Genomic DNA, 25125 nt, shown 5'->3' on the forward strand with positions numbered 1-25125 from the left:
AACCAGGAGACAACCATGCAAACGACGCTGCGCCGCCTGCTGGGCGGCTTACTGCTGTGCCTGCCGCTCGCGGCGGCCGCGCAATTTCCCAATGGGCCGGTGCGCCTGAACGTGGGCTTTCCGCCCGGCACGGGCCCGGATATCGTGGCCCGCACCCTGTCTCAGCACATGGGGCCGCTGCTGGGCGAAAGCGTGGTGGTGGAAAACAAGGTGGGCGCGGGCGGGCAGATTGCCGCGCAGACCGTCGCGCGCAGTCCGGCCGACGGCCAGACGCTGCTGCTGGGCGAGGTCGGGTCGATCAGCATTTCGCCCGCCACGTACCGCAACCTGAATTACGATCCGCCGCGCGATTTCGCCCCGATTTCCGAGGTGGTGCGCGCCGACTTCGTGCTGGTCGTGCCGGCCACGTCGCCCTACAAGGACCTGGCGGCATTCATCGACGCCGCGAAAAAGGCGCCGGACCGCCTGAACTTCGCCACCTTCGGCGCGGGCACGCCGGGCCATTTCGGCGCCGAGCTCTTTGCGCGCGAGGCCGGCCTGAAGATCGAAGCCATCCACTACCGTTCGACCGGCGATGCCGTCTCCGGGCTGGTGTCCGGCGGCGTGCAGGCGGCGTTCGTGACGACCGCGCTGGCCGCGCCCCAGGTGCAGGGCGGCAAGCTGCGCGCGCTGGCCACCACGGGCGCGCAACGCACCCAGGCCCTGGCCGATGTGCCGACTTTTGCCGAGCGCGGCTTGCCAGCGGTCAACTTCGGCGCCTGGTTCGCGCTGTTCGCCCCGGCCGGCACGCCCGACGCCGTGCTGACCCGCCTGCAGGCCGACAGTGCGGCCGCGCTGCGCCAGCCCGCCGCCGTGAAGACGCTGGGCGAGGCCGGCTTCGTCGTCGTGGGTTCGGACCGCCAGGCCCTGCAGGCGCTGCTGACCGCCGAATCCAGGCGCTGGACCGAGGTGGTGAAGGCGACGGGGTTCCGCGCCGACTGAATTAGCCGCCGCAACGCACCGATTTCACCCGTTTGATCTCACCGGTGGAACAGTTTGTTCCAGCCGAAGTGCGGTTGAACGGGTATTCGCGTCATGGTCCAGCCGGTAGAATGCCTCCCATCGTCATCTCTATCTACTGGTCGAAAGGTCAAAACATGAGCAACGCATATCTCGAAGCGCTCAAGCAGCGCCGCACGCAGTATTCGCTGGGCCGTAACCTGTCGGCCTCCAAGGAAGAACTGACCACGCTGATCCAGGAAGCGATCAAGCACAGCCCGTCGTCCTTCAACTCGCAAAGCTCGCGCGCCGTGATCCTGTTTGGCGCCGAAAGCGAAAAGCTCTGGAACCTGACCACGGAAGAAGTGCGCAAGGTTGCGCCGGCCGAAGGTTTCGACAAGACCGAAGCCAAGCTCAAGAGCTTTGCCGCCGGCGTGGGCACGATCCTGTTCTTCGAAGACCAGGACGTGGTGCGCAGCCTGCAGGAAAAGTTTGCGCTGTACGCCGACAACTTCCCCGTGTGGTCCGAGCAGTCGGGCGGCATGGCCCAGCTTTCCGTCTGGACCGCGCTGGCCAACGCCGGCGTCGGCGCCAGCCTGCAGCACTACAACCCGCTGATCGACGCCGCCGTGGCGCGTGAGTGGAACGTCCCCGCCTACTGGAAGCTGCGCGCGCAGATGCCGTTTGGCTCGAACGAAGCCGGTTTCGGCGACAAGCCGTTCATGGACGACGCCGAACGCTTCCGCGTGTTTGGCTGATCGCCTCGGGCGCGCCGCGCGCGCCCGGCATGACCGCGGTCTTCAGGCCCGCATGGCTCGACAGCGCCATGCGGGCTTTGTCATTTTCGGGCGGCGGATGGCGCTATAGTCGACTGAGCCCTGTCAACCCGAAAGGAGACGTCATGCAGACCAATGAGATCCATCGCGGCCGCCTGATCGATCACATCCAGCTTGTCGTGCGGGACCTGCCCGCCAGCCAGCGCTTTTACCAGGCAGTGTTCGACGCCCTGGAGGTGCCCATGGGCGGCACGGCGGACGACTACTTCTGGGCCGACGAATTGTTTGTGTCGACGGCCGACAGCCAGGCCGCGCTGGGCCAGTTGACGGGTCGCCACCATCTTGCGTTCCAGGCGCGCGATCAGGCGATGGTCGACGCGTTCTACAAGGCGGCGCTGGCCCACGGCGGCCAGGACAACGGCGCGCCGGGATTTCGCGATTACCACCCCGGCTACTACGGCGCATTCGTGCTGGATCCGGACGGCAACAACATCGAAGCCGTGTTCCACGGCGAAGCCCGGCGCAGCGCGCCGTCCGTCACGGTGACGTTCTGAACGGAGCGCGTCCGTGCAACTGCGCCATCTCCGGTATTTCGTGAAGATCGTCGAGGCGGGCAGTTTCTCCCGCGCGGCGGCGCTCATTCCGGTGGCGCAGCCGGCGCTCAGCCAGCAGATCGCGGCGCTCGAAGAAGAGCTGGGCGTGACGCTATTGCATCGTAGTGCGCGGGGCGCGCGTCCCACGGCCGCCGGCGCCGCGCTGTACACGGAAGCCACGTCCATCCTGAGCCGCATGGAGCGCATCCCGCAGATCGTGCGCTCGCTGGGCGGCGACATCCAGGGCGTGGTGCGGATCGGCATGTCGTCCACGCTGGCGTCGTTCCTGGCGGGCGAACTGATGGAAAAGTGCCGGGCATCGCTGCCCAAGATCAGCCTGCGCTTCAGCAGCGACGCAAGCGGCCAGCTGGGCGCCCGGATCCGCGACAGTTCGCTCGACCTGGCGCTGGTGTTCGAGGACGAGCCCACGACCGGGTTCGCGCGCCAGCCGCTGTTCCGGCAGCGGCTGTTCGTGGTCAGCCCGCGCAAGCCGGGGCGCCGGCCTTGCACCATGCGCTTCGAGCAGCTGGCCGGCATGCCGCTCATCCTGCCCGCCCACCCCAACATGACGCGCAACCTGCTGGACCGGCTGTTTTCCGAAGCCGGCATCGTGCCGCAGGTGGTCGCGGAAACCGAGGTCTTTTCGGGGATGCTGTCGGCAGTGCAGGCGGGCATCGGCCACACCATCCTGCCGCTGGGCGACTTCTCCGGCGCACCTGGGCACGCCATGGTGTCGGCCGCCCTGATCGAGCCGCCGGTCTATCTGACGGCGGCGGTCATCGCCTCCAGCGACGTGCCGCTGGCGCCGCCGGCCGAGGCGGTGCGCACGCTCCTCAGCGAATTCGTGATGCAGCACGTAGAGGAAAGGGGGCTGGCCGGCGCGGAACCGCTGGCCTCCTGACGGCCCGCTAAAAGGCCATATCGGCAGCCGATACCCGCATATCGACATACTATTTTTTTTGCCGCGCCGTCAGGCGCAAAGTGCACTCCCATGCAGCAAACGCAATGTCTGCGGCCTGCAAAACAGGAGAGTGACGATGGCAAAGCTGGTTTATCGCGTGGTGTCCGCGTGCGGCGCGTTGGGATATGGATTTCCCCGCGAATCGCTGCAAAAGGCGCTGGAAGGGCGTATCGATGCCGTGATCTCGGATGCGGGGTCGATGGACGCCGGCCCGTATTACCTGGGCACGGGTACCGAATACTTCGAACGCGAGGCCGTGAAGGCGGACTTTCGCCACATGGTCGAGGCGGGCGAGCGCATCGACGGACCGGTCATCCTGGGCAGCTGCGGCATGGCCGGCGGCAACCGCAACCTGGACTGGATGATCGACGTCGCCAAGGAAGTCTTTGACGAGCTGGGCGTGAAGGACCGCACCGTGGCCGTCATCCGGTCCGAGCTGGACCCGGCCAGCGTGATCCGGGAATTCCGGGCGGGCGCGCTGCGGCCCACGGGCGCGGGCCCCGAGCTGGACGCCGCGGCGCTGGAAGAGAGCACCATCGTGGGACAGATGGGCGTGCATCCCCTCATCACGGCATTGGACAGCGGCGCGAAGTATGTGCTGGCCGGCCGGTCTTGCGACATTGCGCTGTTCGCGTCCGACATGATCCGCCGCGGCATCGACCCGGGGCTGGCCTATCACGTCGGCCACGTGCTGGAATGCGGCGCGCTGGCCTGCGACCCGGGCTCGCCGTCGGATTGCCTCGTCGCGGAAATCTACGACGACGGCACCGCGCTTTTCGTGGCGCCGGATCCGGGACGGCGCTGCACGCCGTATTCGATTGCCGCGCATTCGCTCTACGAGGAAAGCCATCCCCAGCTCCAGTTCTATCCCGAGGGGATCCTGGCGATGGAGCACACCGAATTCTTCGCGCGCGATGCGCGCACCGCCGGCATCCGCAACAGCCAGTTCGTGCGGGCAGGCAAACCCTGGCCGTGGAGCATCAAGCTGGAAGGCGCGCGGCGGCTGGGCAAGCGCAAGGTGTCGCTGGTCCACCTGGACCCCGCGGACCTGCCGCGCGTGCCCGCCGATGTGCTGGTCTATGGCCGCAACGGCGTGCAGACCGTGCCGCTGCGCGAGGGCGAAGCGGAGCTGGGCCTGATCGTGGAAACCTGCGCGGCGACGCCGCAGGCGGCCGAAACGCTGGCCAGCCTGCTGACCCACTACCTGATCCACTACGGCTACGCCGGCCGCAAGGCCACCGCGGGCAACATCGCCTATCCGCTGTCGCCCAACCTGGTGAGCTTTCAGCGCGAGGACGGGCAGTATGGCGCGGTGGTTCCCAGCGGCACGCGCGATCCGGTGTTCCAGGCCAACTACCCGATGATCAAGGACGCCGTGCTCAAGCTGGTGCAGGCAGAGTTTCCGGACGCACTGCGCGCCGCAACGTGGAAGATCCACGAAGCCGACGCCAGCCGGCCGGTGGCGCTGGTTCGCACTATCGACCGCGATGCCGCGCAGCTTGCCGAGCGGCATCAGGCCGACCTGAAACGCCTGTTGTCGCTGGCCCCCGCCCGTGACGGCTCGCGCCTGAACATGGACGCGGGCGACGCCTACGAATGGACGCTCTATCACCTGTTGCAGAACGAGGACATCATCAAGAACCGCATGTTCCCGATCACGTATTTCCGCGTCAACGGCGCGGCGTGGACGGAAAGCGGATCCGAGCGGCCGCGGTATGCGGACATCGGCATCACGGGCTACGAGGGCAACCTGGACGATCGCACGCTGTCCCTGATCGCCGACGTGCCGCCTGCAGGAACGCCGCAGCGCGAACAGCCGCTGCTGGACATGGCCGTGGTGGTGCGCAGCAAGGACGCCGGCATCAACCGGCTGACGTTCGACATCGTGTTCAATTCCGCCGCCGACTACGAGGCCGCGCTGCGCTCGAACGTGTTCTGCGCGGCCAACGTGGCGCGTGTGCTGGGCGTGGCGCCCGAGCGCGTGGTGGGCACGTTCTTCGTGGACAGTTGCAATGCCATCAAGCTGACGATCGACCGCCCGAACATTTCGGCCTCGCCCGACGAGCGCGACGTGTTTGGCGCGCAGCAGCAGGCCGTCATCGAGCGCCTGTCGATACCGCATTACGCAGAGCGCCTGGCGATGGCCTCGGCGTTGTAGCGCGCATCGCCCGGCCCGCCGCTCGCCCAAGACCAGGGCGGACGGCGGGTTTGCCGTTTTCAAGGCGTCCCCGGTTTCATGCCAGAATGGCACGCTGTTCAACCGCCATCGAACCCGAGAAGAATCAGATGAAACCTGGAATTCCCGCACTACGGTTGCTGTCCCTGGCTGGCTTGTTCGTGTTGTCCGCGCCTGCGCTGGCCATCGATTGCAAGAAGGCCGCCACCGGCGTCGAGAAGCTGATCTGCGCCGACCGCGGCGCGGTATCCGCCGACGCGGAATTAAACCGCAGCTACGGCGCACTGTTGAAATCCGCGCCCGATGCCGAGATCCGCACGATGCTGGTCGAGGGCCAGAAGCGTTGGCTGGCGGCGCGCGACAACGCACTGGAAAGATTGATCGAGTCGCCCGACCTGCTGCCCGACGGCAAGACCCCCGCACAGGCGGCGCGCAGCCTGATTCTTGCGCGTAGCGCCCAGCTCAAGGAAAAGGCCAAGGGGTCCGACACCCCGGCCCTGATCGCGCGGGCGCTGGAACAGCGCAAGTTCCGGGCGCAGTTCACCGGCGGCCCGTTTGCCGGCTTCGCGTCGTCGTGCGATGTGCTGCCGCCCGACTACAACAACTACGCCTGCTTTGCCACCCGCCATTACCAGAACAAGGACCGCGTCTGCACGATTGACGAGTACTGGGCGTCCGGCGGCGTCTACACGAAGCGCTACGTGGCCAACGTCGAGAACGGCAAGCCCAAGGTCATCGCGTCGTGCTCGTTCAGCAGCGCCGACGAGGCGTGCAGCGACGGCAATGGCAAGACCCATTGGAACCGGTCGCCGGCAAATCCCGATTTCGCGTATGCCGACAAGCCGCTGCCAAAGATCGACGGCGAGATCTTCGATACCGACGACTACGAATGGGCGCAGGCCTGCCTGGCCAGTCCGGCCTATCCCGACGGAAAGTAGCGCGCGCAGACGCCTGCGGCGGCGCGGACGGCAGACGAAAGTGTCAGACTGTAATTCGGGCGCCGCGCTCGCAAGATTTGGAAACGGTATGGCCGGCGCGCTGGCCATTTCGTCCACCCCACGGACGTAGAATGCCGCTTTTCTTTCCGGCCAGCGGCTGACAGGAACCAATCATGAAAAAAACCCTCCTTCTTGCATCCGTTTGCGCCGCGCTGCTGTCTGCCTGCGCGCCCGCGACCTCTCCCCGTGAAGGATCGTCCGCCATGCCTGATTCCGCCGCCACGTCAGCCGCCACCCAAGCAGGCCTCACCGCCTACCACTGGCGCCTGACCGCCGCCACCGACCCCGCGGGCAAGGCCATCGCGGCGCTGCAGAAGGGGGTCGAACATCAGGTGCGGCTGACCTTCAAGGACGATGGCGTCAATGTCCGCGGCGGCTGCAACGCGCAGTTCGGCGGGTACACATACAAGAAGGGTGTGCTGACCATCGCGAACCTGGCCTCCACGATGAAGGCGTGCGAACAAAGCCTGATGCAGCTCGATGCGGAAATCGCCCAGCGCCTCAAAGGGCAATTGCGCGTGACGCTGTCGGGCGACAAGGCCGAGCCCGCGTTGGAACTGGCCGCGCAGGACGGCAGCGTCCTGACGTTCATCGGCGAACCGACGCCCGAAACCCTGTATGGCAGCACGGGCCAGATCATGTTCCTGGAAGTGGCGGCCAAGCGTGCCGAGTGCAGCCATCCGATGATTCCGCACTACCAGTGCCTGATGGTGCGCGAGCGTAAATTTAACGAGGCGGGCATCGCCTTGCCCGCGCCGGACAAGTGGCAGCCGCTGTATCAGTCGATCGAGGGATTCGAGCACCAGGATGGCGTGCGCACCGTGCTGCGCGTCAAGCGCTACGACTGGAAGAATCCGCCCGCCGATGCGCCGTCCAAGGTCTACGTGCTGGACATGGTGGTCGAGCAGGATGCGTCGGGCAAGGCAGCGAAGCGATAGCTGCCAGCGCCGGGTCACCAGGTGATGTAGAACATCGCCTTGGCCAGCACGACGATGGCGACCATGTGACAGAACACGCTGGTGTGCAGCCGGCTTTGCAGCGCGCCGGTGAGCTTGCGCCGGCGGGCCAGCACCAGCGCGGTCACGACGTGAACCAGCACGCTGACGGCCAGCAGGATCTTCACAGTCAGCAACAGCCCGAACGATGAGGCGAGCGGCGCGGCAAGCGTGCCGCGATGCTGCCATGCCAGCCCCAATCCCGCCAGGTACAGCACCAGCACCGACCAGGGCACCACCGAACGCACCCGGGGCCCAAGCTGGCTGCCCAGCGCCTTGCGCACGTCCGGCGGCAGGCGCCGGTGCACCGGTTCCAGGAACAGCACCTCGAAAGCGACGGTGCCGACGAACAGGAAGGCGGCAAGCAGGTGCAGGATGAGCAGCACGGGATAGAGGGTCATGGCGGTATTCTCCGCCGCCGGATGGCGGCGGGAAATGACAAACATCAAGGGGGCGGGGCCCCGTCTGACACCGTACCAGGCAAGCAGCCCGATCAAAAAGCCGGGATGTCAGCTCACTTGCCCGCAGGCTGCAGCGTCAACGTATCCGAGCGCTGGCTGTCCACCTTGGCGCGGCTGAACGCCATGGGGAAATACTCGCCCGTCGCCCAGCCCTTGAGCAGATCCTGGTAGTGCGGGCTGCGCGGATCTGCCGATTGGCCCGGCACGTTCTGCACGCGCGAGTTGTCCCAGTCGGCCACGTCGATCACCTGGCGGTACGATGCGCCGCTGGTCTGGCGGAAGTCGCTCTTGCGGAACGTCGCGCGGTGCACGGTGTCGTTGTCGCCGCCGACCGGATAGCGCGGCGTGGCCCAAGCCTTGGCCGTGTCGGGCGGCAAGAGGCTGGCCAGGCTGTGATCGAACTGGATGTGGTGCAGCTTGCCCCACTGCCATTGTGTCGAATCCGGCCCCATCTTGGCGGTGAGCTTCGTCAGGCCGTCGGCCAGCGCCTGCAACAGCAGGGCGTCGCGGCCCTGTTCAGGCCGGGGGCCGAAAGCGGTGTCGGGCGTGGCCAGCTTTTCCAGTGTCCGGCGGGTGGAAAGGTCGCCGAACGCCGCGCGTCCGTTAGCGGGCACGTACAGGTCGGTCACGCGCTTGACGACTTCGGGCAGCCAGAACGCGTATACGGTCGCCGCCCGCGAGTCGGTCTCCATGCGGTAATCCCAGTCCTTCAAGAGGCTCAGCGCCGCGCCGACGTTCGGGTCCGCCGAGTTCAACGACTTGGCGTAACCGCCCAGCGTGCGGGCCGGGATCGACAGGTTGTCGAACTGCAAGTCCTGGGATTGCTGCACGGTCAGGCCCCGGCCGTCGGCCACCACCTCCCGGATGCGCTGCACGCGGAAGGGTTCGGCCCACGTGCGCGCCGACATGTCCTTGTACGGGTAGTTGGCGGGCAGGTTGTACTCATTGGCCGTGGCGACATAGCCTTCGGGCGGGTTGAAGACGCGCGGCAGGGAACTGCCGGGCAGCACGCCCCGCCATTCGAAGTCGCCATTGCCGGGCACGGGCAGCATGCCGGACCAGTCATTGCGCGGACGGATCGGCGCGATGCTGCCGCCGAACCAGCCGATGTTGCCGTCCACGTCGGCGTACACCATGTTCTCGCTGGGCGTGTAGTGCTTTTCCATGCCCGCCACGAACTCGTTCCAGTTCTGCGCCTGGTTCAGGCGAAGGCTGGCCAGGTAGGCCGCCGTCCCCGGAAATTCCAGATAAGCGGCGCGCAGGGCGTAGGCCTTGCGCCGCACCGGGTCTTCATGGATGACCGGCCCGTGGCGCGTGAATTTCAGGCTGCGCGTTGCCGGCGAGGCGCCGCGCACGGCAATGGTCTCGTCGATCTGGCGCATCTTTTCCCAGCCGCCCTGGTAGCGGTATTCGCTGGGGTTGGCGGGGTTGGTGTCGTAGACGTAGAGATCTTCCTCGTCGCCGAAGGCGAAGATGGTCAGGCCGAACGCGATGCGGTCGTTGTGTCCCATCGAGACGCCGGGCAACGCCGGTTCGCCCGCGCCGATCACGTTCCAGCCCGGCGCATTCAGGTGAACCATATAGCGCAGCGAAGGCATGGTGATGGACCGGTGCGGGTCGCCCGCCAGAATGGGCTTGCCGGTCGCGGTGCGCTCGCCGCTCAGCGTCCAGTTGTTGCTTTCATAGCGCGGCGCCAGCGGGTCGAAGGCCGAATCCAGCGAGGCAAGCCGGCCCTCGGACAAGGCGCTGGCCAGCTTGGCCCGTTCGTCGGCGGCGAGCGGGCTGCGCGGGAAGTCGCCCGCCTCGAACTTCTGCCCGTCGCGCGCCAGCCGGTAGGTGGCGAGCACGGACTTGTTGATCTGGCGCACGTCCAGGCCCGCGGGCACCTGCAACGCCAGGGGCGGCTCGAAGGTGGTCAGCCCCTGCACGGCATTGAGCCCCAGTGCGGCGATCTGCTCGGACATCCGCACTTCCTCGCTGACGTTGCGCGTCAGCCCGTAGATGCGGATCAGCGAGGTCTCCGGGCTCCAGTAGCCGGGCTCGGTGCCGGTCAGCTTGAACTCCGGCGGCATCTGGTCGGGATTGGCCTTGACCCAGTTCACGTAGGCGTTGATGCCATTGGCGAACGCCGTCAGGATGGCCTGGCCGTCGGGGTGGTAGCTGGCGAATTCCGCCTGCATGTCGCCCCGGTAGCGGAAAAGCCGCGCCGCGCGGTCCTGCTCGATGAAGCGCGGGCCGAACTGTTCGGCCATCTTGCCTTCGCCCTGGCGGCGCCACAGGTCCAGCTGCCACAGGCGGTCGCGCGCCGCGGAAAAGCCCTGGGCAAAGAACAGGTCGGCCTGATTCTTGGCGTAGATGTGGGACACGCCGTGCTTGTCCCTGACGATTTCCACGGGCTGCGACAGCCCCGCCATGGCGATCGTTTCCTTCTTGCCGCCTGGCGAGGCGCAGCCCGCCAGCACTGCGATAAGGCCGCTTGCCAGCAATGCGGCGGCCCTGCGCTTGAACGTACGCATAGACTTCTCCTCCGGGTTATTGATCTTTTCTATGCCGGCGGTACGCAAGACGCAGGCAGCCGCGCCAAACGCAACACCATGCAACGGCTAGAACTAAAGCAGATGCGCGGGGAGAAGTGTTTTATTTGATTAATTCTGGCAGGACTTGTAACGCCTTGGCGCAAGCCGTTTGCCGGGGATGCGCTGCCGGCCGGCCGGCGCGACTGGACGTGCGCGATGTGATGACATTTTTCGTCACGACATCGGGGGTGGCCCAACCCGCAGAGTCGGGCCACGCGCCGCGGCAATCACCAACGGCGCTGCGATCCCGTCTGGCTGGCGGGTTGTTGGGCCATGTCGCCGCGCACCGAACTGACGTACTTCTGGTAGTCGGTGATATAGGTCGGGCTGTTGATGTTGGGGGTTTCTTCGCCGGCCCATTGGGCTTCGACGCCTGACTCCTTCCACGCCGCCAGATCGCGTTCGACCTCAGCGCGGGTAGGGGTGTAGTTGGACGGCGGCGCGGCCGTGGCGGGGGCGGAGGCCGCAGGTTGCGCACCGGCAGGGCCGGACAGCAGGGCAAAAGCCGCCAGCGCGGCCGGAACGAGGGCGCGTAAGGGAAGTAGGGGCTTCATGTGGGAACTCCTGGTGACGAACAGGGGCGCCGGATCTGGGCTCGGGCACTCTCGCGCAAAGGCTTTTGGATGAGGCCGGCGCAGGCCGGGGGAAGGCATCCGGCGGACACGTGCCCGCCCGGTGCTCATGCCTTCGTGCTCATCGTAGGACCGCATGGGTGCAGACCACATACTCAAGATTGAGTACGCCGCGTCGCCCTTGCGCTACAGCAGCGAGGCCAGACGGACCAGTTCCGATTGCCGGCTGCATTCCATCTTGGTCAGCAGCGACGCCACCTGTTTGCGCACCGTCAGGACGGAGGCATGACGCAGGGTGGCAACCTCCTCGACGCTATGGCCCGCCGCCAGTCCAGCCAGCACCGCGGCCTCGGCATGCGTGATGGAGAACACCGATTGCAGCTTGGTGACGTCCGGCATTGCAAAGGCGCTCTTCTTGCGCATGCGCACCAGCAGCATCCGGCCGCCGATAAGGCTGAGCGCGGGCGGCGCCGCGCTGATATCGACCCAGAACAGTTCCCCCCACCCCGATGCGGTGGCCATCGACCGCATCTGGCCGTCGCGCGCCACCGCGGCGCAGTGCGCGTCGAACAGCCGCTGCACCTTGGCATCGGCGTGGCGCAGCTTGCGGCCATGCAGGGTCCAGCCATTGACGTCGTCCAGAAATCCCACCGCCAACGGCGACAGCTTGTCGACGATGCAATCGACGCTGATGAGCAGCACCGCTTCGTGGACTTCTGAAAATGCGCTTTCCAGCGACTTCCAGCCGATGGCGCGATTGCGCTCGCGCTGCGAAAGTTGATGACGCAGCACGCGAAAGTACCGGCCAAAGTCGCCGGATTGCAGCCGGTCGCCGGCCTTTGCATCCACGGACGAACGTTGAAAGCCGATCGCCGCGTGCAGGACGGTGTTCGACTCGATGATGAGCGACAGCAGTTGCGCCATGCGATGCCGGACCATGAAGTCCGCGTAGAACTCGGTGCGGTGCAACTGGGCGGCGTCGTACATCCGCGCGGTGTCCAGCCACGTGCCGGCCGGGGCATGGCGCCCGTCCTGCTCAAGGATGTCGCAGCTGTAGAAATGCGCTTGGTAGTCCGACGCGCACGCGTCGGAGAAACCGATGGCGGACAGCGTCAACAGCTTGTTCCTGGCGTCGAACACGATGAGCGTTCCGCTGTCGGCCCCGACCAGATCGCGGGCCGTGCCCAGGATGTCGCGCCACGGCGGCTCGGGATCGGTCAGATGGTCCACGGCCTCGACGGCGCGGCGCAAGGCGATTCGATGATCGGGCATGGCGTGCCTCCAACTCTGGTTCAGACGTAAACGCTGCTACGTGTCACAGATGGTTGTAGGTGGCGCCGGCCGGCAAGGGGGCGGCGCACCGCTGCTGCGGATCAAAGCGGCGGGCGCGCCGCGCATATCAGGTTGACAATGGCGGTGGGCCCAGCGCCGATTATCGTCGCAAACTTGCGCGCAAGGCGCATTTCGCCGCGCATTTTCACGCGGCAAATGCCGCGTTGATGCGGCGATACCGGGCTAATTCAACCGCCTTGCGCAGAGGCGCCCTTGCCGTGCCGTCTACTACTCCAGCAGCCGCAGTAGCCGCGCCTTGTGCGGGCCGTCGGCCTTGCGCGTCAACGCGGCAAGTTTCTTGTCCGACCCGAAGAGCCGTTCGCGCACCGGGGCCCGCGTGCCGGCCAGCCGGGCGATGCGTTCGCGCACGGCCTCGCGCAGCACGGGCGCCAGCGACGTGTGCACTGCGTCGGGGCTGAGCGGCCCGTTGCGCCCTTCAGCGAGCAGGCCGTCCTGGTCGTCGGGCTCCCAACTGGGCATGACATCGAACACGATGCGCGAGGGCTCGTATTCCAGCAGGATCTCGCTGTGGATGCCGACCTGCAGCGGCGTGCGGGCCACGATGGCATCGATGTCGTCGCGCGCTTGAAGCGTGTCGAACCAGCGGTGGATGGCGGCCAGCGTTTCGTCCTGGATCGCTTGGGCGGTCTTGTGATGCAGGCCAATGGGGCGGGATACGTCGGACATCCTGAGGCGTGAAGATTGCGGCAATTGCGGCGAATGCTACACGATGCGGCGCCGCGCCCGTCTCAATGCCGGGACGCGAAATCTCCGATGGCGGCCGCGGGCGACAGCGCGAACGAGGCCTTCATGTCGCGCACTTCCTCGATGGGCGTGCGGCCGAAGAAGCGCTTGAATTCGCGGCTGAACTGCGAGGCGCTCTCGTAACCCACGCGCGCCGAGGCCGACGCCGCCGTCAGGCCGTCGCGGATCATCATGAGCCGCGCGTGATGCAGGCGCGTGGACTTGATGTACTGGATCGGCGAGGTCTGCGTGACCGCCTTGAAGTTGACATGGAAGGCCGGCACGCTCATGCCGGCTTCCTGCGCCAGGTGCGTCACGTCCAGCGGTTGTGAAAAGTCCGTATGGATGCGCCGCAGCGCCCGGGCGACGCGGCCGAAGCGGCCCGGGTGCGCCAGCGCGGCGCGCAGGGCGCCGCCTTGTGCGCCGGTGAGGACGCGAAAGCAGATCTCGCGCACGAGCGCCGGGCCCAGGATCTCGGCATCGAGCGGGTTGCACAGCGCGCGCAGCAGGCGCACGGTGGCGTCCGCCAGGTCCATCGACAACGGGGTGGAAGCAATGCCCAGCGGCGCGTCGCCGGATTGGCCGTCGCCCGAGCGCGCGCCGGCAAGCGCGTCGATCGCCACCACCAGGTCCGCCACGGTGGTCAGGTCCATCCGGATGGACACGGCCAGCAAGGGTTCTTCGCGGCTGGCCTGCGTTTCGGTGGAAAAGGGCAGGGGAACGGACAGCACCAGATAGTGCTGCGCGTCGTACACGTAGACCTCATCGCCCAGGAAGCCGAGCTTGCGGCCCTGGCAGACGATGACGATGCCGGGTTCGTACAGGACCGGCGTGCGGCCGAGCGGACGGTCCGAGCGCATGAAGCGCACCCCGTCCAGCGCGGACAAGCTGTAGCCCTCGTTGGGCGCCAGGCGTTCGATGAGGGCAATCATTTCGCGCGACTGCGGACTGGACGGCAGCGTCATGGGGGCATCCCGTGTTTCGGTTCCGGTGCGGCACATTCTACCGGCGTCTTCCCGGCCGGAACATGGCGGGCGATAGAAATAGGCAAGGGTGCGATAGACGCGGGTATTCGCGCGCGGCAGCCGGGTCCGTAGCATTTCAGTCACGGAAAACAACCTGGAGAACGACCATGACTTCGATGCAAGAACGGCAATCCAAAGTAGTGCTGATCACCGGCGCCAGCAGCGGGATCGGCGAGGCGGCGGCGCGGTTGCTGGCCGCCCAAGGCCACCGCGTGTATGTGGGCGCGCGGCGCACGGACCGGCTGGAAACGCTGGTGCAAGAGATTCGGGCAAAGGGCGGCACGGCGGCGTTTCGCGCGCTGGACGTCACATCCGCCGAAGACATGCAGGCCTTCGTACGCGGTGCAGAGGCAGCTTTCGGGCCAGTGGACGTGATCGTCAACAACGCGGGGGTCATGCCGCTATCGCCCTTGTCCTCGTTAAAAGTGGACGAGTGGGACCGCATGATCGACGTGAACATCCGCGGCGTGCTGCACGGCATCGCCGCGGTGCTGCCGGGCATGGAACGCCAGGGGCACGGCCAGGTGATCAACGTGTCTTCCATTGGCGGCCTGAGCGTGTCGCCCACGGCTGCGGTGTACTGCGCGACCAAATTCGCGGTGCGCGCGATTTCAGATGGACTGCGCCAGGAGACCAGCAAGATCCGCGTGACGGTGGTCTGCCCCGGCGTCGTCGAATCCGAACTGGCCGACACCATCACCGACGACACCGCGCGCGTGGCGATGCAGTCGTTCCGCCGCGTCGCCCTGCACCCGGACGCCATCGCCCGCGCCATTGCCTACGCCATCGAACAACCGGATGACGTGGACGTCAGCGAAGTGGTGGTGCGCCCGACGGCCAGCCCGCATTGAACCTGCGGCCGCCGCACCCCATCGAGCCCGGCATCAGCGCGGCGGGAAGATGGCCGCGCGCCACAGGTCCAGGAAGTGGCGTTTCTTGAGCGGGTCCAGGTACACCAGCAGCCCCACGCCCAAAGCCACCGGCCGCACGCCGGCCGCGGGCACGATCGACGCGCTGACCGGGCGCATACCGGATTCCCGGGCCAGCGCGTCCTGGCCGCGCGCCGACAGCAGGTAGTCCAGGAACAGCGCGCCCAGGTCGCCGCGCGGCGCCTGGCGCGGAATGATGGCCGAACGCGACAGCATCAGCGTGTAGTCCTGCGGGTAGATGATCGCAAGCGGCGCGCCGTTGTCGATGCGGTGCCGCGTATAGGATTCCAGCAGGTTGTAGGCCAGCGTGACCTCGCCGCTTTCCAGCTTGTCCAGCGCATGTTCGGTGGACTCGTGGATGGACACGCCATTGCGGCCAAAGGCGGCGAGCAGGGCGCCGGCCATGCTGTCGAGCCGCGTGTCCTGCGTGGCCGCCAGATAGCCGATGCCGCTGCCCTGCACGTCGTACGTGGAGATGCGGCCCGCCAGCGGCTGGTCGGGCGCCTGCAGCAGCGACAGCAGTTCGCGGCGGGTGTGCGGCACGCGCGTGGCGTCAAGCTTTTGCGTGTTGTAGACCATGACGATGGGGTCGGTGCCGATGCTGAAGACCTCGTCGCGCCAGTTGGCCCAGCCGGGCAGGGCGCGCGTCTGCGGCGATAGGTGCACGCGCGCGTAGCCGTCGTTGACCAGCTTGGTCTGCAGGTCCATGGCGCTGCTGATGACGATGTCGGGCCCGGACGGAACGCCGGGCGACCTCGCCGCGCGGTCCACGGTCTCGCGGTAGAGATCCTGCGTGGACAGCTCTGTGTACTCCAGCCGCACGGAGGGGTTGAGCCGGCTGAAGTCTTCCAGCACGCCGCGAAACACCTGCACGCTGTTGGACGCATGCACGACCAGCACGTTGCTGCTGTCGGCGGGACCCAGCGTGAGGCCGCTGCTGCTGACTTCGGCGGCATGGCCGATCACGGCCAGCGTCAGCGCGGCGCTTGCGGCCAGGCCGCGCAGGAAGGTCAGGGCGTCACGCATGACCGGGGCCTCCAGGCAATGTGACGACGGCGTCCAGCCCGCCGCCCACGCGGTTGCTCAGACTGAGCGTGCCGCCGTGGATGTCGACGACGCGCTTGATGATCGACAGGCCCAGGCCCGCGCCGGGCGCGCGCGGATTGGGACCGCGCGCAAAGCGTTCGAAGGCGGTGTTGGCCAGCGCCGGCGGGATGCCCGGCCCCTGGTCGGACACCGTGATGCGCCAGCCGCCGTCATGCCGTTCCAGGCGAACGTCGATGTGGCCGTCCTCGTTGGCGCCGTGGCGCAAGGCGTTGTCGATCAGATTCTTGAACGCTTCGCGCAGCATCAGGCTGTCGCCCTGCACGCGGGGCGTTTCGTCGCCAGGGGACGGCAGGTGCAGCCGGACGTCGGGCTGGGGATCGGCCTGCGGAACCGTGTCGTAGACGGCCTGGCTCAGCAGCTCGGCCACGTCGACCGGCTGGAACTGCCTGACGTTGCTGCGATGGATGACGCTGGCGTCGCTGAGCAGCTGGTTGACCAGCCGCGACAGCTTTTCGGCATTGCGCAGCACGGCCGCGAGGCTGCGCCGCTGCTCCATCGGGTCGTCCTCGTCCAGCGCGACTTCCATCTGCGCATGCAGCGCGGCCAGCGGCGTGCGCAGCTGGTGCGCGGCCTCGGCAATGAACAGGCGCAGCGTGTCCAGGTTTTCCGACAGCCGCGCCATGAAGCCGTCCAGCGACTGGACCAGCATGTCCAGCTCTTCGGGCACCGGCGCGGCAATGGGATGCAGGTCCGACGCCGAGCGGGCGGCCAGCTCGCGCTCGACCCGCTGGATCGGCGAGAGCGACCGCTGCAATCCCCAATAGGCCAGCGCCAGCGCGGCGGCGGTAAAGCCGATCAGCGCCAGCGTGCCTTGCCACAGGATGCGTTCGGCCAGCGCGTTGCGCGCCTCGCGTGTCTGGGCGACCTGGATGATCGCGGTTTCGGTCTCTTGCGGGCCCGCCACCTTGCGTTCCATCCACGCGACGCGCACCGGTTCGCCTTGGTATTCGGCCGCGTAAAGCTGCGGCGTGCTGGCGTCGGCGTTGCCGCGCGCGGGCGGCGCGGGCAGGTCGCCGTAACCGGAAATCAGCGCGCCGCGCGCCGAGGCCACCCGGTAGAACACGCGATCGCGCGGCGCCTGCTCCAGTAGGGCAAGCGCCGCGTAGGGCATGTCCATCTGCCACTCGCCCTGCACGAGCTGCAGGCTGTCGGACATGGACAGCACGGACGCGCGCAGCAACTGATCGTAGGTGGTGTCGGCGGTCTGGTGCGCGTAGCCGCGCAGCAGCAGGTAGATCGCAGCCAGCCCGGCCGCGAACAGCATCCCCAGCACGGTCAGCAGCCGGCGGCGGACGGAAATGCGGCGAGGCTGCTCGGGGCGCGGCCGGATCATGGTGGCGCGGGACCGCTACGGTGACGGCGGGGTAGGGGGCTCGTCCTGCGCGCCGCCGGCGGCCGTCAGCAGGTAGCCGGTGCCGCGCTGCGTTTCGATGCGCAGCGGCGAGCCTTCCAGCTTGCGGCGCAGCCGCGCGATGTAGACCTCGATGGCGTTGGGCGCCGCATCGTCATCGAAGGCGAACAGCTTGTTCGCGATTTCCGATTTGCTGACGGCGCGGTTCATGCCGGCCAGCAGGATTTCCAGCAGGCTGAATTCGCGCTTGGGCAGCTCGATGCGCCGGCCCGCCAGCGTCACCTGCCGCGCGGCGCTGTCGATGACCAGGTCGCCGAATCGCAGGACGCCCGTGGCCTGCGGACTGGGACGGCGCAGCAGCGCGCGGCAGCGGGCTTCCAGTTCGCGGAAATCGAAAGGCTTGGCAAGGTAGTCGTCCGCGCCGGTATCCAGCGCATGGACGCGGTCCTCGATGTCGATGCGTGCGGTCAGCGCAAGCACGGGCGTCTTGCTGCCGCGGTCACGCAGCCGGTGCAGGATGTCAAAGCCCGACATGCGGGGCAGGCCGATGTCCAGGATGACAAGATCGAAGGTCTCGTACTGCAGGACGCCGTCGGCGCTCAGGCCGTCATTCTGGCTGTCGACCGCGTGGCCAAGACGGCGCAGCCGGCGCACGAGTGCGTCGGAAAGATCCTCGTCGTCTTCGATTACCAGAATGCGCATGGCGCGATTGTCGCATAGCAAAAAACGACAGGTTCCAGACAGCTTTTCTTCCTAGTCTTGCGATCCTGCTTCCCCAGCCGGAGGCAGCACATAACAACGACTAGCTGGAGATAACCCTCATGCTTCTGACCCTGCTTGGCTTCGGCATGGTGATCACGTTCATGACGCTGATCATGACCAAGCGCCTTTCGCCGCTGGTCGCCCTCATCCTTGTCCCCATTATCTTTGCGCTGCTGGGCGGCTTTGGTGGCGGCATCGACAAGATGATGCTGGACGGCATCCGCAAGATCGCGCCGACCGGCGTGATGCTGATGTTCGCCATCCTGTATTTCGGCGTGATGATCGACGCGGGCCTGTTCGACCCCATCGTCGGCCGCATCCTGCGCGCGGTGAAGGGCGATCCGCTCAAGATCGTGGTGGGCACGACCGTGCTGGCGCTGGTGATCTCCCTGGACGGGGACGGGTCGACCACCTACATGATCGTGGTGGCGTCGATGCTGCCGCTGTACCGGCGCCTGAAGATGAACGCGCTGTCCATGACCTGCCTGGCGATGCTGGCAAGCGGCGTCATGAACCTGACGCCGTGGGGCGGCCCGACCGCGCGGGCGGCCAGCGCCCTGCATGTGGACGCGGGCGACATCTTCGTGCCGCTGGTGCCGGTGATGGGCGTGGCGATCGTGGCGATCCTGATCCTGGCGTTCTTCCTGGGCCTGCGCGAGCGCCGCCGCCTCGGTGTGCTGTCGCTGCCCGATGGCGCGTCCCTGCACGCCGGTTACGACGAGGACGGCCCCAAGAACCTGCCCGAGATCGAAGTGGATCACGACCTGCGCCGTCCGAAGCTGCTGTGGGTAAACGCGGGCCTGACGCTGGCGCTGATGGTGAGCCTGGTGCTGGGCGTGCTGCCGCTGCCCGTGCTGTTCATGATTGCGTTCGCGGTTGCGCTCATCATCAACTACCCGAACCTGGCCGAGCAGCGCCGCCGGGTGGCGCAGCATGCCGGCAACGTGCTGTCGGTGGTGTCGCTGATCTTCGCGGCGGGCATCTTCACCGGCATCCTGTCGGGCACCGGCATGGTCGAAGCCATGTCGCGCAGCCTGCTCGCCGTGATTCCCGACGCGCTGGGACCATACCTGGCGGGCATTACCGCGCTGGTCAGCCTGCCGTTCACGTTCTTCATGTCCAACGATGCCTTCTACTTCGGCGTGCTGCCCATCCTGAGCGAAGCGGCGCAGGGCTACGGCATCTCGCCCGTGGAAATGGCGCGCGCCTCGCTGATCGGCCAGCCCGTCCACCTGCTCAGCCCGCTCGTGCCGTCGACCTACCTGCTCGTCGGCCTGGCCGGGGTGGAATTCGGCGATCACCAGCGCTATTCGCTGAAGTGGGCCACGATGGTCTGCCTGGTGATGCTGGCGGCCGCGCTGGCGTTCGGCCTGTTTCCGCTGGTCGGCGCCGCCGCCTGATTCCCGCGGCGCCTGCCGCACGACATTCAAAGGAAGCACCATGGCTTTGCGCATTGCCTACGTCACCAGCGGCATGGGCCATACCGGCACCGCGATCTGCCAGGCGCTGCACCGCGCCGGCCATCGCGTGGTGGCCGGCTGCGGTCCGCGCTCATCCCGCAAGGACCACTGGCTGAAGGAACAGAAGTCGCTGGGTTACGACTTCATCGCCTCGGAAGGCGACGCCACCGACTGGGCCTCGACCGAGGCCGCGTTCGCCAAGGTCCGCCGCGAGGTCGGCGAGATCGACGTGCTGGTCAACAACGCCGGGTCCATGCTGGACATGCGCTTTCGGCAGATGGGCCACGCCGACTGGTCGGCCGTCCTGCGCAGCAATCTGGACACGCTCTTTAACAGCACCAAGCAGGTCGTCGACAGCATGGCGGACCGAGGCTGGGGGCGGATCATCAACATCGGATCCGTGGCGGCCGAAAAAGGCCAGATCGGCCAGATCAACTACGCGACCGCCAAGGGCGCCGTCATCGGTTTCACCCGTTCGCTCGCGCAGGAAGTCGCGGCGCGCGGCGTGACGGTGAATCTGGTGTCGCCGGGTTTCATCGCCGACGACACCGTCCGCGCCTTCCCGCCCGCGCTGCTGGACCGCATCGTCGAAAGCGTGCCGGTCGGCAGGCTGGGCACCGCGCAGGATCTGGCCGGGCTGTGCGCGTGGCTGGCCTCGGACGAGGCGGCGTTCGTCACCGGCGCCAACTACGCCATCAACGGCGGCGTGTACATGAGCTGATGCCCAGCCCCTCAGTTCGCCAGCCCCTCAGTTCGCCAGTTTCACCGCGCCGCTGTCGATCAGGGCCTTCCACTTCGCGTTGTCCGCCTGGATGAACTTCAGCAGGTCTTCCCGCGAGCCGCCGCCGGCCAGCATGCCGGCGTTGTCGACCGCCGCCTTGAACGTGGGCGTGGCGACCGCGGCGCGCAGTGCTGCGTTGATGGGTTCTAGCTGTTCGCTCGTGATGGCATTGCTGGCCGCCACTGAAAACCATTGCGTCGCGGCGTAGCCCTTGAAGCCCGATTCCTCCACCGTGGGCACGTCGGGCAGGCTGTCCAGGCGATAGGGCGTCGTCACGGCGTAAGCCTTTAGTGCGCCGGACTTGATCTGCGGCATGACCGGCGCGGAGCCCAGGATGGCCAGCGGAATCTGTCCACCGGCAACGTCCGCCACCGCCTGGCCGCCGCCCTTGTACGGCACATGCACGATGCGGGTGCCGGCGTATTGATTCAGCAATTCGCCCGCCAGGTTCTGCGAGGTGCCGTTGCCCGAGCTGCCATAGCTCCAGGCTTCGGGCTGGCGCCGGGCATCGGCCAGCACGTCCTGCAGGCTGTTCTTGGCGTTGCGGGCGGGGCCGACGATGACCATGGGGCCTTGCGCCATCAGCATCACGGGGGCCAGCTCGCGGCCGATGTCGGGTTGCGGCGTCGGGTAGATGAGCGGGCCCGGCACGGTGATCAGATAGCCGTCGGCGGCCTTGCTGCGCGCAACCAGCTGAAGCGCGATCGCCCCCGAGGCGCCGGGACGGTTCTCCACGATGACGTTCAGGCCGGTCTGGCGCGCCAGCTCCTGCGCCGCGATGCGGGTCAGCACGTCCGCTGTGCCGCCGGGCACGAAGCCCACCACCCACGTGATCTGTTTGGCCGGCCATTGAGAATTACTGTCGGCCGCCGTGGCGGCCGCGGCGGGCAGGGCGATGCTCAGCAGCATCGCGCAGCCTTGGATAGCGAATTTCATGTTTTCCCCTTGATTTCTGCTATCGGTGATTCGTCTTGCGCTCAGCCGGGATCCCGCTTGCCGGGCGGTGTGTTCGGATGTTCGGCGCACGACTGGTTGAACGCCTGCACCATTTTCAGGATGGGGCCGAGCACCCACGTATTGAAGATGAGAATGTCGCTTTCCTCCTTGGGGTCCTGGATCAGATTGAACAGATATGGGGATTCCAGTTTGCCCTTGCCCTCGTTGACCTCGGGCTCCCAGTAGAAGTGCAGCTTCCAGTCGCGCCATTTCACGGCGCGCAGGTCGCCCTTGATGTAGAACAGGAATCCTTCGCGCAGGGATTTCGGGCTGGCGCCGGTAAAGAAGTCGGTCTGGTCGATGCCGTCGATGGGCCGGTCCTGCGGAATGCCGGCGCCGCCGATGCGGGACAGCGTGGTGTACAGATCGGTCACGTGGACCATCTCGTTGGACACCTGGCCCGGCTGCACGCGGCCGGGCCAGCGGATGATGAAGGGCACGCGCAGGCTGCCTTCCATGGCGGTATGGTAGGTGCCGCTCCAGGGGCCCGCGGTGCCGCGGTACGGCTTGCGGTATTCAGGACCGTTGTCGCTGCAGAAGATGAACACGGTGTCCTCGCGCAGGTTCAGCGCGTCCACGGCCTGCACGATCTGGCCGACGCGATGGTCCATTTCGACCATCGAGTCCGCAAAGTCGCCCGCGCCCGTGCGCCCGGCAAAGTCGGGGTGCGGCAGGGTGGGAAAGTGCAGATGCACCAGCGGCAGATACAGGAAGAACGGGCGCGCCGCCTCGGCGTGCTTGCGCATGAAACCGATGGACCGGTCCACCAGTTCGGCGTCGATGCCGCGCCGCGTATCCAGATCGTAGACCTTGACGTTCTCCGACGGCCCGCCGGCTTCGCCTTGCATGATGTGCGGAATGTCCGCCACCGAGGGATCGAAGCCGATCGACGACGTGAACTGGCTTTCGTCGGTGGTGCGCGGAATGCCGTACCACTCGTCAAAGCCGCGGTCGCTGGGATAGCGGCCGGGGATGTCGCCCAGATGCCATTTGCCGAAATGCGCGGTGGCGTAGCCCTGGCCCGACAGTTGTTGCGCCAGCGTGATCTCGTCGCGCGTAAGTCCTTGCGGCAGGCCGGGCGGCACGGATTGCAGGCAGCCCGTGCGGATGGGGTGACGGCCGCTCATCAGCGCCGAGCGCGTGGGCACGCAGTCGCTTTCCACGTTGAAGTTCTGCAGCAGCAGGCCCTCGGCGGCCAGGCGGTCGATGTTCGGGGTGGGTGCGCCGCGCAGGGCGCCGCCGCCGTAGCAGCCAAGTTCGCCCCATCCCAGGTTGTCGGCCACGATCAAGACGATGTTCGGCTTGTGTTCCATTGTGCTCTCGCCTCGGTGAATGCTCGGGTTGGTCCCAGGATTCTAGGAGGGCAGGGTGGCCGTTATATTCCCAAAAGTACGTAAATGAATGAACTTTGGTTATGAACCTGTCGCTGCGGGATATCGAGTACTTCCTGGCCGCCGTCGAGTACGGCAACCTGGAACGCGCCGCGGCGTCGTTTGGCGTCAGCCAGCCGGCGCTGTCGAAGTCGCTGCAGCGGCTGGAAGCGGATACGGGTCTTGCGTTGCTGGACCGCAGTGGCCGTGGGCTGCGCCTGACGTCGGCCGGACTGGTGTTCCTGGAACATGCCAAGCGGCTCTGGGCCGAATACCTGGACGCCATGCGTCACGCGGCGGAATTGCGCGTGGGGCAGGCGGGATTGCTGCGCGTCGGGGTGACGGGCGCCACCATCGACAGCGTGGCGATGCCCGCGATGCGGCACCTGCTGCCGCGCCGGCCGGCGCTGCGGGTGCAATTGACGCAGGGATTATCCGATGACCTGAACGAGCAGGTCGCCAGCGGCAAGCTGGACCTGGCTGTGACGCCCATCTATGCGGACGTGCCTTCGACCCTGCACCATGAACCGATCATGGAAGACCGCCTTTGCGTGGCGGCCAGCCGCCACCATCCGCTGGCAGCGCGCCGCAAGTTGGCGTTGCGCGATCTGGCGGACCTGCGGTGGATTCTTCCCAAGCCTTCCTCGATTGCCCGCAAGGCCCTGGATTCGCGGTACGCGGAAAGCAACCTGCCGTTGCCCGCCGCGGCGCTGGAAGTCGAGCACTTTTCCAAGGGTACGCTGGAGTTGCTGGCGCAGACGGATCTGCTGGCGCTGCTGCCGCAAAGCGCGCTGGAAGTTGAGGCGGACGTCGTCGCGCTGCCGGTGACGCTGGGCCGGCCGTTGCCGCGCGCCATTGCGCTGATTTCGCGGCAGGGGACCGCCTGGTCGCCGTTGATGCACGAGTTCCGGCGCGCCATCCTGGATTGCGCAGCGTGCATGGGCTAAGCGCGGCGACCGGGGCGCAATGGCGGGTTTCGGCTATGCCACAATGGTCCGCTTTCAATTCATCAGGAGCGGGGCACATGGCTGGAACGTCATTGCGGGTTGCGGCGGGCGTGGGGTTGCTGTCGCTGGCGGCGCTTGCCGCGTGCGGCAAGAAAGAAGCCTATCCGCCCGAGGTCCAGCGCGAGACCTACAGCTCGTGCGTGGCCGGTTTCAAATCCCGGGTCCAGGCCTCGCCGGAAGTCGACGCGAAGGCCGCCAGTTATTGCAATTGCATGGTCGACGGCTTGCAGAAATCCGTGCCGTACGAGGAATTCAAGCAGCTGGACCAGCTGCTGGCGACCAAAAGCGCAACGCCGGACAGCGAAAGGCTGAGCAAGAGCGTGACCGAGGTGGTCAATGCCTGCTTGAAGCGCGAGATGCCCAAGGGCTGACGTCCGCTGCCGCGGACGGGCTCGGTCCGCCGCGCCCGAGGGATCCTATGGGTTTTCAGGCCGGTGCGACATGTGCTCAGCGAAACACCGACCAGGCCAGTGTCGCGGAAAACACGCCCAGCACGATCGACGCGCCGCGCTGCATTTTTGCCGGATCGATCCACTTCATCCGTTCGCCGCCCAGCATCGCGCCAAACAGCACCCAGGCCAGGCCGATGGGCACCAGCAACAGCGCAAAGACGCCCATCGCCGTCAGATACGCCGCCAAGTGCTGGAAGGCCAGCGCGGGGAAGATGGCGCTGGCGAACAGAATGCCCTTCGGGTTGAGCAACGTGGCAACGAACAGCGTGCGCATGCCGATCACTTGCTGGGCCGCGCAAGGCACGGCGCTGGCCGCGCGCCACATGCGCCACGCGAGCCAGGCGATGTACAGGCTGCTGGTGGCCCGGACCACGCCCGGCAACCAGGGCAGCACCTGCGCCGCTTCACCGAGAAAGCGGCCCCACACCGTGATTGAAATCAGGTAGCCCGCAAGCTCGGCCAGCGTCAGCGGCGCGGACTGGCGAAAGCCCTGGCGCAGGCCGGCGGCGGCAAGCAGCGTATTGGTCGGGCCCGGCATGGCGAGAATGACGGCGACGCCCGCGACAAATGGGCTGGCGGTCGAGGCTGTGAACATGATTCGGGTGGGGGATGACGGGGAAGGGCCGTCTTGTAGCACGGCCCTGTTACCGCATGCAATTGTCTTTCACGCGCCAGCGCGAGGGCGCGTCGAACCCCGTCACGTCGTCCTGCATCAGCGGACTG

At 66.9% G+C, this 25125-nt stretch carries 25 protein-coding genes; 12 read left to right on the forward strand and 13 right to left on the reverse strand.

What is annotated here, in order from left to right; translation table 11 throughout:
* The first annotated feature begins 15 nt into the window (after positions 1-15).
* The 6 genes from ASD87_RS12120 (at position 16) to ASD87_RS12145 (ending at position 6422) form a co-directional block, all read left to right on the forward strand.
* Positions 16-981 carry a tripartite tricarboxylate transporter substrate binding protein gene (locus tag ASD87_RS12120; RefSeq protein ID WP_056321593.1) on the forward strand — a complete coding sequence of 322 codons (966 nt, stop codon included), beginning with the start codon at positions 16-18 and terminating at the stop codon, positions 979-981.
* Between the two features lie 155 nt (positions 982-1136).
* Positions 1137-1736 (forward strand): nitroreductase family protein, encoded by a 600-nt coding sequence (locus ASD87_RS12125; RefSeq protein ID WP_056322712.1) that lies wholly within the window; start codon positions 1137-1139, stop codon positions 1734-1736.
* 143 nt (positions 1737-1879) lie between these two features.
* On the forward strand, positions 1880-2308 hold the full coding sequence (locus tag ASD87_RS12130) for a VOC family protein (RefSeq protein WP_056321595.1): 429 nt from the start codon (positions 1880-1882) through the stop codon (positions 2306-2308).
* A gap of 13 nt (positions 2309-2321) precedes the next feature.
* A complete protein-coding gene (locus ASD87_RS12135; protein ID WP_056321598.1) occupies positions 2322-3248 on the forward strand; it encodes a LysR substrate-binding domain-containing protein in 927 nt (308 codons plus the stop codon).
* A gap of 136 nt (positions 3249-3384) precedes the next feature.
* The gene (locus ASD87_RS12140) at positions 3385-5466 is read left to right on the forward strand and encodes a DUF4387 family protein (protein WP_056321601.1); all 2082 of its coding nucleotides are present in this window, start codon (positions 3385-3387) and stop codon (positions 5464-5466) included.
* 128 nt (positions 5467-5594) lie between these two features.
* Entirely contained in the window at positions 5595-6422 is an 828-nt protein-coding gene (locus tag ASD87_RS12145) for a lysozyme inhibitor LprI family protein (protein WP_056322716.1), read from the forward strand.
* A gap of 43 nt (positions 6423-6465) precedes the next feature.
* Here ASD87_RS12145 and ASD87_RS27105 read toward each other — a convergent pair whose 3' ends face one another.
* Complete coding sequence (locus ASD87_RS27105; protein ID WP_162256764.1) at positions 6466-6687, reverse strand: hypothetical protein; 222 nt, start codon at positions 6685-6687, stop codon at positions 6466-6468.
* Here ASD87_RS27105 and ASD87_RS12150 point away from each other — a divergent pair.
* Positions 6686-7420 carry an META and DUF4377 domain-containing protein gene (locus ASD87_RS12150; protein WP_056321603.1) on the forward strand — a complete coding sequence of 245 codons (735 nt, stop codon included), beginning with the start codon at positions 6686-6688 and terminating at the stop codon, positions 7418-7420. The genes ASD87_RS27105 and ASD87_RS12150 overlap by 2 nt on opposite strands.
* Before the next feature lie 14 nt (positions 7421-7434).
* On the opposite strand, the gene ASD87_RS12155 is transcribed toward ASD87_RS12150, so the two are convergent.
* From ASD87_RS12155 to ASD87_RS12180, 6 genes are all read right to left on the reverse strand, one after another.
* On the reverse strand, positions 7435-7878 hold the full coding sequence (locus ASD87_RS12155; protein WP_056322719.1) for a CopD family copper resistance protein: 444 nt from the start codon (positions 7876-7878) through the stop codon (positions 7435-7437).
* Between the two features lie 113 nt (positions 7879-7991).
* Positions 7992-10454, reverse strand: a complete 2463-nt coding sequence (locus ASD87_RS12160) for a penicillin acylase family protein (RefSeq protein ID WP_056321606.1) — start codon at positions 10452-10454, stop codon at positions 7992-7994.
* 287 nt (positions 10455-10741) lie between these two features.
* Positions 10742-11068 carry a DUF4148 domain-containing protein gene (locus ASD87_RS12165; RefSeq protein ID WP_056321608.1) on the reverse strand — a complete coding sequence of 109 codons (327 nt, stop codon included), beginning with the start codon at positions 11066-11068 and terminating at the stop codon, positions 10742-10744.
* A gap of 204 nt (positions 11069-11272) precedes the next feature.
* On the reverse strand, positions 11273-12358 hold the full coding sequence (locus ASD87_RS12170) for a LuxR C-terminal-related transcriptional regulator (protein ID WP_056321611.1): 1086 nt from the start codon (positions 12356-12358) through the stop codon (positions 11273-11275).
* Positions 12359-12646: 288 nt separating this feature from the next.
* A complete protein-coding gene (locus tag ASD87_RS12175; protein ID WP_056321614.1) occupies positions 12647-13105 on the reverse strand; it encodes a DUF6138 family protein in 459 nt (152 codons plus the stop codon).
* Positions 13106-13167: 62 nt separating this feature from the next.
* The gene (locus ASD87_RS12180) at positions 13168-14127 is read right to left on the reverse strand and encodes an AraC family transcriptional regulator (protein WP_056321616.1); all 960 of its coding nucleotides are present in this window, start codon (positions 14125-14127) and stop codon (positions 13168-13170) included.
* Positions 14128-14303: 176 nt separating this feature from the next.
* Here ASD87_RS12180 and ASD87_RS12185 point away from each other — a divergent pair, with 176 nt between their 5' ends.
* Entirely contained in the window at positions 14304-15038 is a 735-nt protein-coding gene (locus ASD87_RS12185; RefSeq protein WP_056322721.1) for an SDR family oxidoreductase, read from the forward strand.
* 33 nt (positions 15039-15071) lie between these two features.
* Here ASD87_RS12185 and ASD87_RS12190 read toward each other — a convergent pair whose 3' ends face one another.
* From ASD87_RS12190 to ASD87_RS12200, 3 genes are read right to left on the reverse strand one after another with little or no spacing between them, the layout of a single operon-like run.
* Positions 15072-16142, reverse strand: a complete 1071-nt coding sequence (locus ASD87_RS12190) for an ABC transporter substrate-binding protein (RefSeq protein WP_056321619.1) — start codon at positions 16140-16142, stop codon at positions 15072-15074.
* The gene (locus ASD87_RS12195; protein WP_056321621.1) at positions 16135-17556 is read right to left on the reverse strand and encodes a sensor histidine kinase; all 1422 of its coding nucleotides are present in this window, start codon (positions 17554-17556) and stop codon (positions 16135-16137) included. Before ASD87_RS12195 ends, ASD87_RS12190 begins: the two co-directional genes overlap by 8 nt.
* 15 nt (positions 17557-17571) lie before the next feature.
* The gene (locus ASD87_RS12200; RefSeq protein WP_056321624.1) at positions 17572-18276 is read right to left on the reverse strand and encodes a response regulator transcription factor; all 705 of its coding nucleotides are present in this window, start codon (positions 18274-18276) and stop codon (positions 17572-17574) included.
* A 119-nt stretch (positions 18277-18395) separates the two neighbouring features.
* Here ASD87_RS12200 and ASD87_RS12205 point away from each other — a divergent pair, with 119 nt between their 5' ends.
* Together ASD87_RS12205 and ASD87_RS12210 are read left to right on the forward strand one after the other, a co-directional pair.
* On the forward strand, positions 18396-19736 hold the full coding sequence (locus tag ASD87_RS12205) for a CitMHS family transporter (protein WP_056321627.1): 1341 nt from the start codon (positions 18396-18398) through the stop codon (positions 19734-19736).
* Between the two features lie 40 nt (positions 19737-19776).
* On the forward strand, positions 19777-20517 hold the full coding sequence (locus tag ASD87_RS12210; protein ID WP_056321629.1) for an SDR family oxidoreductase: 741 nt from the start codon (positions 19777-19779) through the stop codon (positions 20515-20517).
* A gap of 27 nt (positions 20518-20544) precedes the next feature.
* Here ASD87_RS12210 and ASD87_RS12215 read toward each other — a convergent pair whose 3' ends face one another.
* Positions 20545-21513 carry a tripartite tricarboxylate transporter substrate binding protein gene (locus ASD87_RS12215; protein ID WP_056321632.1) on the reverse strand — a complete coding sequence of 323 codons (969 nt, stop codon included), beginning with the start codon at positions 21511-21513 and terminating at the stop codon, positions 20545-20547.
* A 41-nt stretch (positions 21514-21554) separates the two neighbouring features.
* Positions 21555-22886, reverse strand: coding sequence for an arylsulfatase (locus ASD87_RS12220; RefSeq protein WP_056321636.1), 1332 nt, complete (start codon positions 22884-22886; stop codon positions 21555-21557).
* A gap of 101 nt (positions 22887-22987) precedes the next feature.
* Here ASD87_RS12220 and ASD87_RS12225 point away from each other — a divergent pair, with 101 nt between their 5' ends.
* Positions 22988-23890 carry a LysR family transcriptional regulator gene (locus ASD87_RS12225; RefSeq protein ID WP_056321638.1) on the forward strand — a complete coding sequence of 301 codons (903 nt, stop codon included), beginning with the start codon at positions 22988-22990 and terminating at the stop codon, positions 23888-23890.
* 77 nt (positions 23891-23967) lie between these two features.
* A complete protein-coding gene (locus tag ASD87_RS12230) occupies positions 23968-24321 on the forward strand; it encodes a hypothetical protein (RefSeq protein ID WP_056321641.1) in 354 nt (117 codons plus the stop codon).
* A gap of 76 nt (positions 24322-24397) precedes the next feature.
* On the opposite strand, the gene ASD87_RS12235 is transcribed toward ASD87_RS12230, so the two are convergent.
* Entirely contained in the window at positions 24398-24997 is a 600-nt protein-coding gene (locus tag ASD87_RS12235) for a LysE family translocator (RefSeq protein WP_056321642.1), read from the reverse strand.
* Positions 24998-25125 lie beyond the last annotated feature (128 nt).

The organism is Achromobacter sp. Root170 (assembly GCF_001428165.1).
Classification (GTDB): Bacteria; Pseudomonadota; Gammaproteobacteria; order Burkholderiales; family Burkholderiaceae_B; genus Achromobacter; species Achromobacter mucicolens.

Excerpts from the sequence above, each read along its gene's own strand:
- ASD87_RS12120 (WP_056321593.1), top strand. The coding sequence starts at position 16 with ATGCAAACGACGCTGCGCCGCCTGCTGGGCGGCTTACTGCTGTGCCTG.
- ASD87_RS12125 (WP_056322712.1), top strand. The coding sequence starts at position 1,137 with ATGAGCAACGCATATCTCGAAGCGCTCAAGCAGCGCCGCACGCAGTAT.
- ASD87_RS12130 (WP_056321595.1), top strand. The coding sequence starts at position 1,880 with ATGCAGACCAATGAGATCCATCGCGGCCGCCTGATCGATCACATCCAG.
- ASD87_RS12140 (WP_056321601.1), top strand. The coding sequence starts at position 3,385 with ATGGCAAAGCTGGTTTATCGCGTGGTGTCCGCGTGCGGCGCGTTGGGA.
- ASD87_RS12145 (WP_056322716.1), top strand. The coding sequence starts at position 5,595 with ATGAAACCTGGAATTCCCGCACTACGGTTGCTGTCCCTGGCTGGCTTG.
- ASD87_RS12150 (WP_056321603.1), top strand. The coding sequence starts at position 6,686 with ATGCCTGATTCCGCCGCCACGTCAGCCGCCACCCAAGCAGGCCTCACC.
- ASD87_RS27105 (WP_162256764.1), bottom strand. The coding sequence starts at position 6,687 with ATGGCGGACGATCCTTCACGGGGAGAGGTCGCGGGCGCGCAGGCAGAC.
- ASD87_RS12155 (WP_056322719.1), bottom strand. The coding sequence starts at position 7,878 with ATGACCCTCTATCCCGTGCTGCTCATCCTGCACCTGCTTGCCGCCTTC.
- ASD87_RS12160 (WP_056321606.1), bottom strand. The coding sequence starts at position 10,454 with ATGCGTACGTTCAAGCGCAGGGCCGCCGCATTGCTGGCAAGCGGCCTT.
- ASD87_RS12165 (WP_056321608.1), bottom strand. The coding sequence starts at position 11,068 with ATGAAGCCCCTACTTCCCTTACGCGCCCTCGTTCCGGCCGCGCTGGCG.
- ASD87_RS12170 (WP_056321611.1), bottom strand. The coding sequence starts at position 12,358 with ATGCCCGATCATCGAATCGCCTTGCGCCGCGCCGTCGAGGCCGTGGAC.
- ASD87_RS12175 (WP_056321614.1), bottom strand. The coding sequence starts at position 13,105 with ATGTCCGACGTATCCCGCCCCATTGGCCTGCATCACAAGACCGCCCAA.
- ASD87_RS12180 (WP_056321616.1), bottom strand. The coding sequence starts at position 14,127 with ATGACGCTGCCGTCCAGTCCGCAGTCGCGCGAAATGATTGCCCTCATC.
- ASD87_RS12185 (WP_056322721.1), top strand. The coding sequence starts at position 14,304 with ATGCAAGAACGGCAATCCAAAGTAGTGCTGATCACCGGCGCCAGCAGC.
- ASD87_RS12190 (WP_056321619.1), bottom strand. The coding sequence starts at position 16,142 with ATGCGTGACGCCCTGACCTTCCTGCGCGGCCTGGCCGCAAGCGCCGCG.
- ASD87_RS12195 (WP_056321621.1), bottom strand. The coding sequence starts at position 17,556 with ATGATCCGGCCGCGCCCCGAGCAGCCTCGCCGCATTTCCGTCCGCCGC.
- ASD87_RS12200 (WP_056321624.1), bottom strand. The coding sequence starts at position 18,276 with ATGCGCATTCTGGTAATCGAAGACGACGAGGATCTTTCCGACGCACTC.
- ASD87_RS12205 (WP_056321627.1), top strand. The coding sequence starts at position 18,396 with ATGCTTCTGACCCTGCTTGGCTTCGGCATGGTGATCACGTTCATGACG.
- ASD87_RS12210 (WP_056321629.1), top strand. The coding sequence starts at position 19,777 with ATGGCTTTGCGCATTGCCTACGTCACCAGCGGCATGGGCCATACCGGC.
- ASD87_RS12215 (WP_056321632.1), bottom strand. The coding sequence starts at position 21,513 with ATGAAATTCGCTATCCAAGGCTGCGCGATGCTGCTGAGCATCGCCCTG.
- ASD87_RS12220 (WP_056321636.1), bottom strand. The coding sequence starts at position 22,886 with ATGGAACACAAGCCGAACATCGTCTTGATCGTGGCCGACAACCTGGGA.
- ASD87_RS12225 (WP_056321638.1), top strand. The coding sequence starts at position 22,988 with ATGAACCTGTCGCTGCGGGATATCGAGTACTTCCTGGCCGCCGTCGAG.
- ASD87_RS12230 (WP_056321641.1), top strand. The coding sequence starts at position 23,968 with ATGGCTGGAACGTCATTGCGGGTTGCGGCGGGCGTGGGGTTGCTGTCG.
- ASD87_RS12235 (WP_056321642.1), bottom strand. The coding sequence starts at position 24,997 with ATGTTCACAGCCTCGACCGCCAGCCCATTTGTCGCGGGCGTCGCCGTC.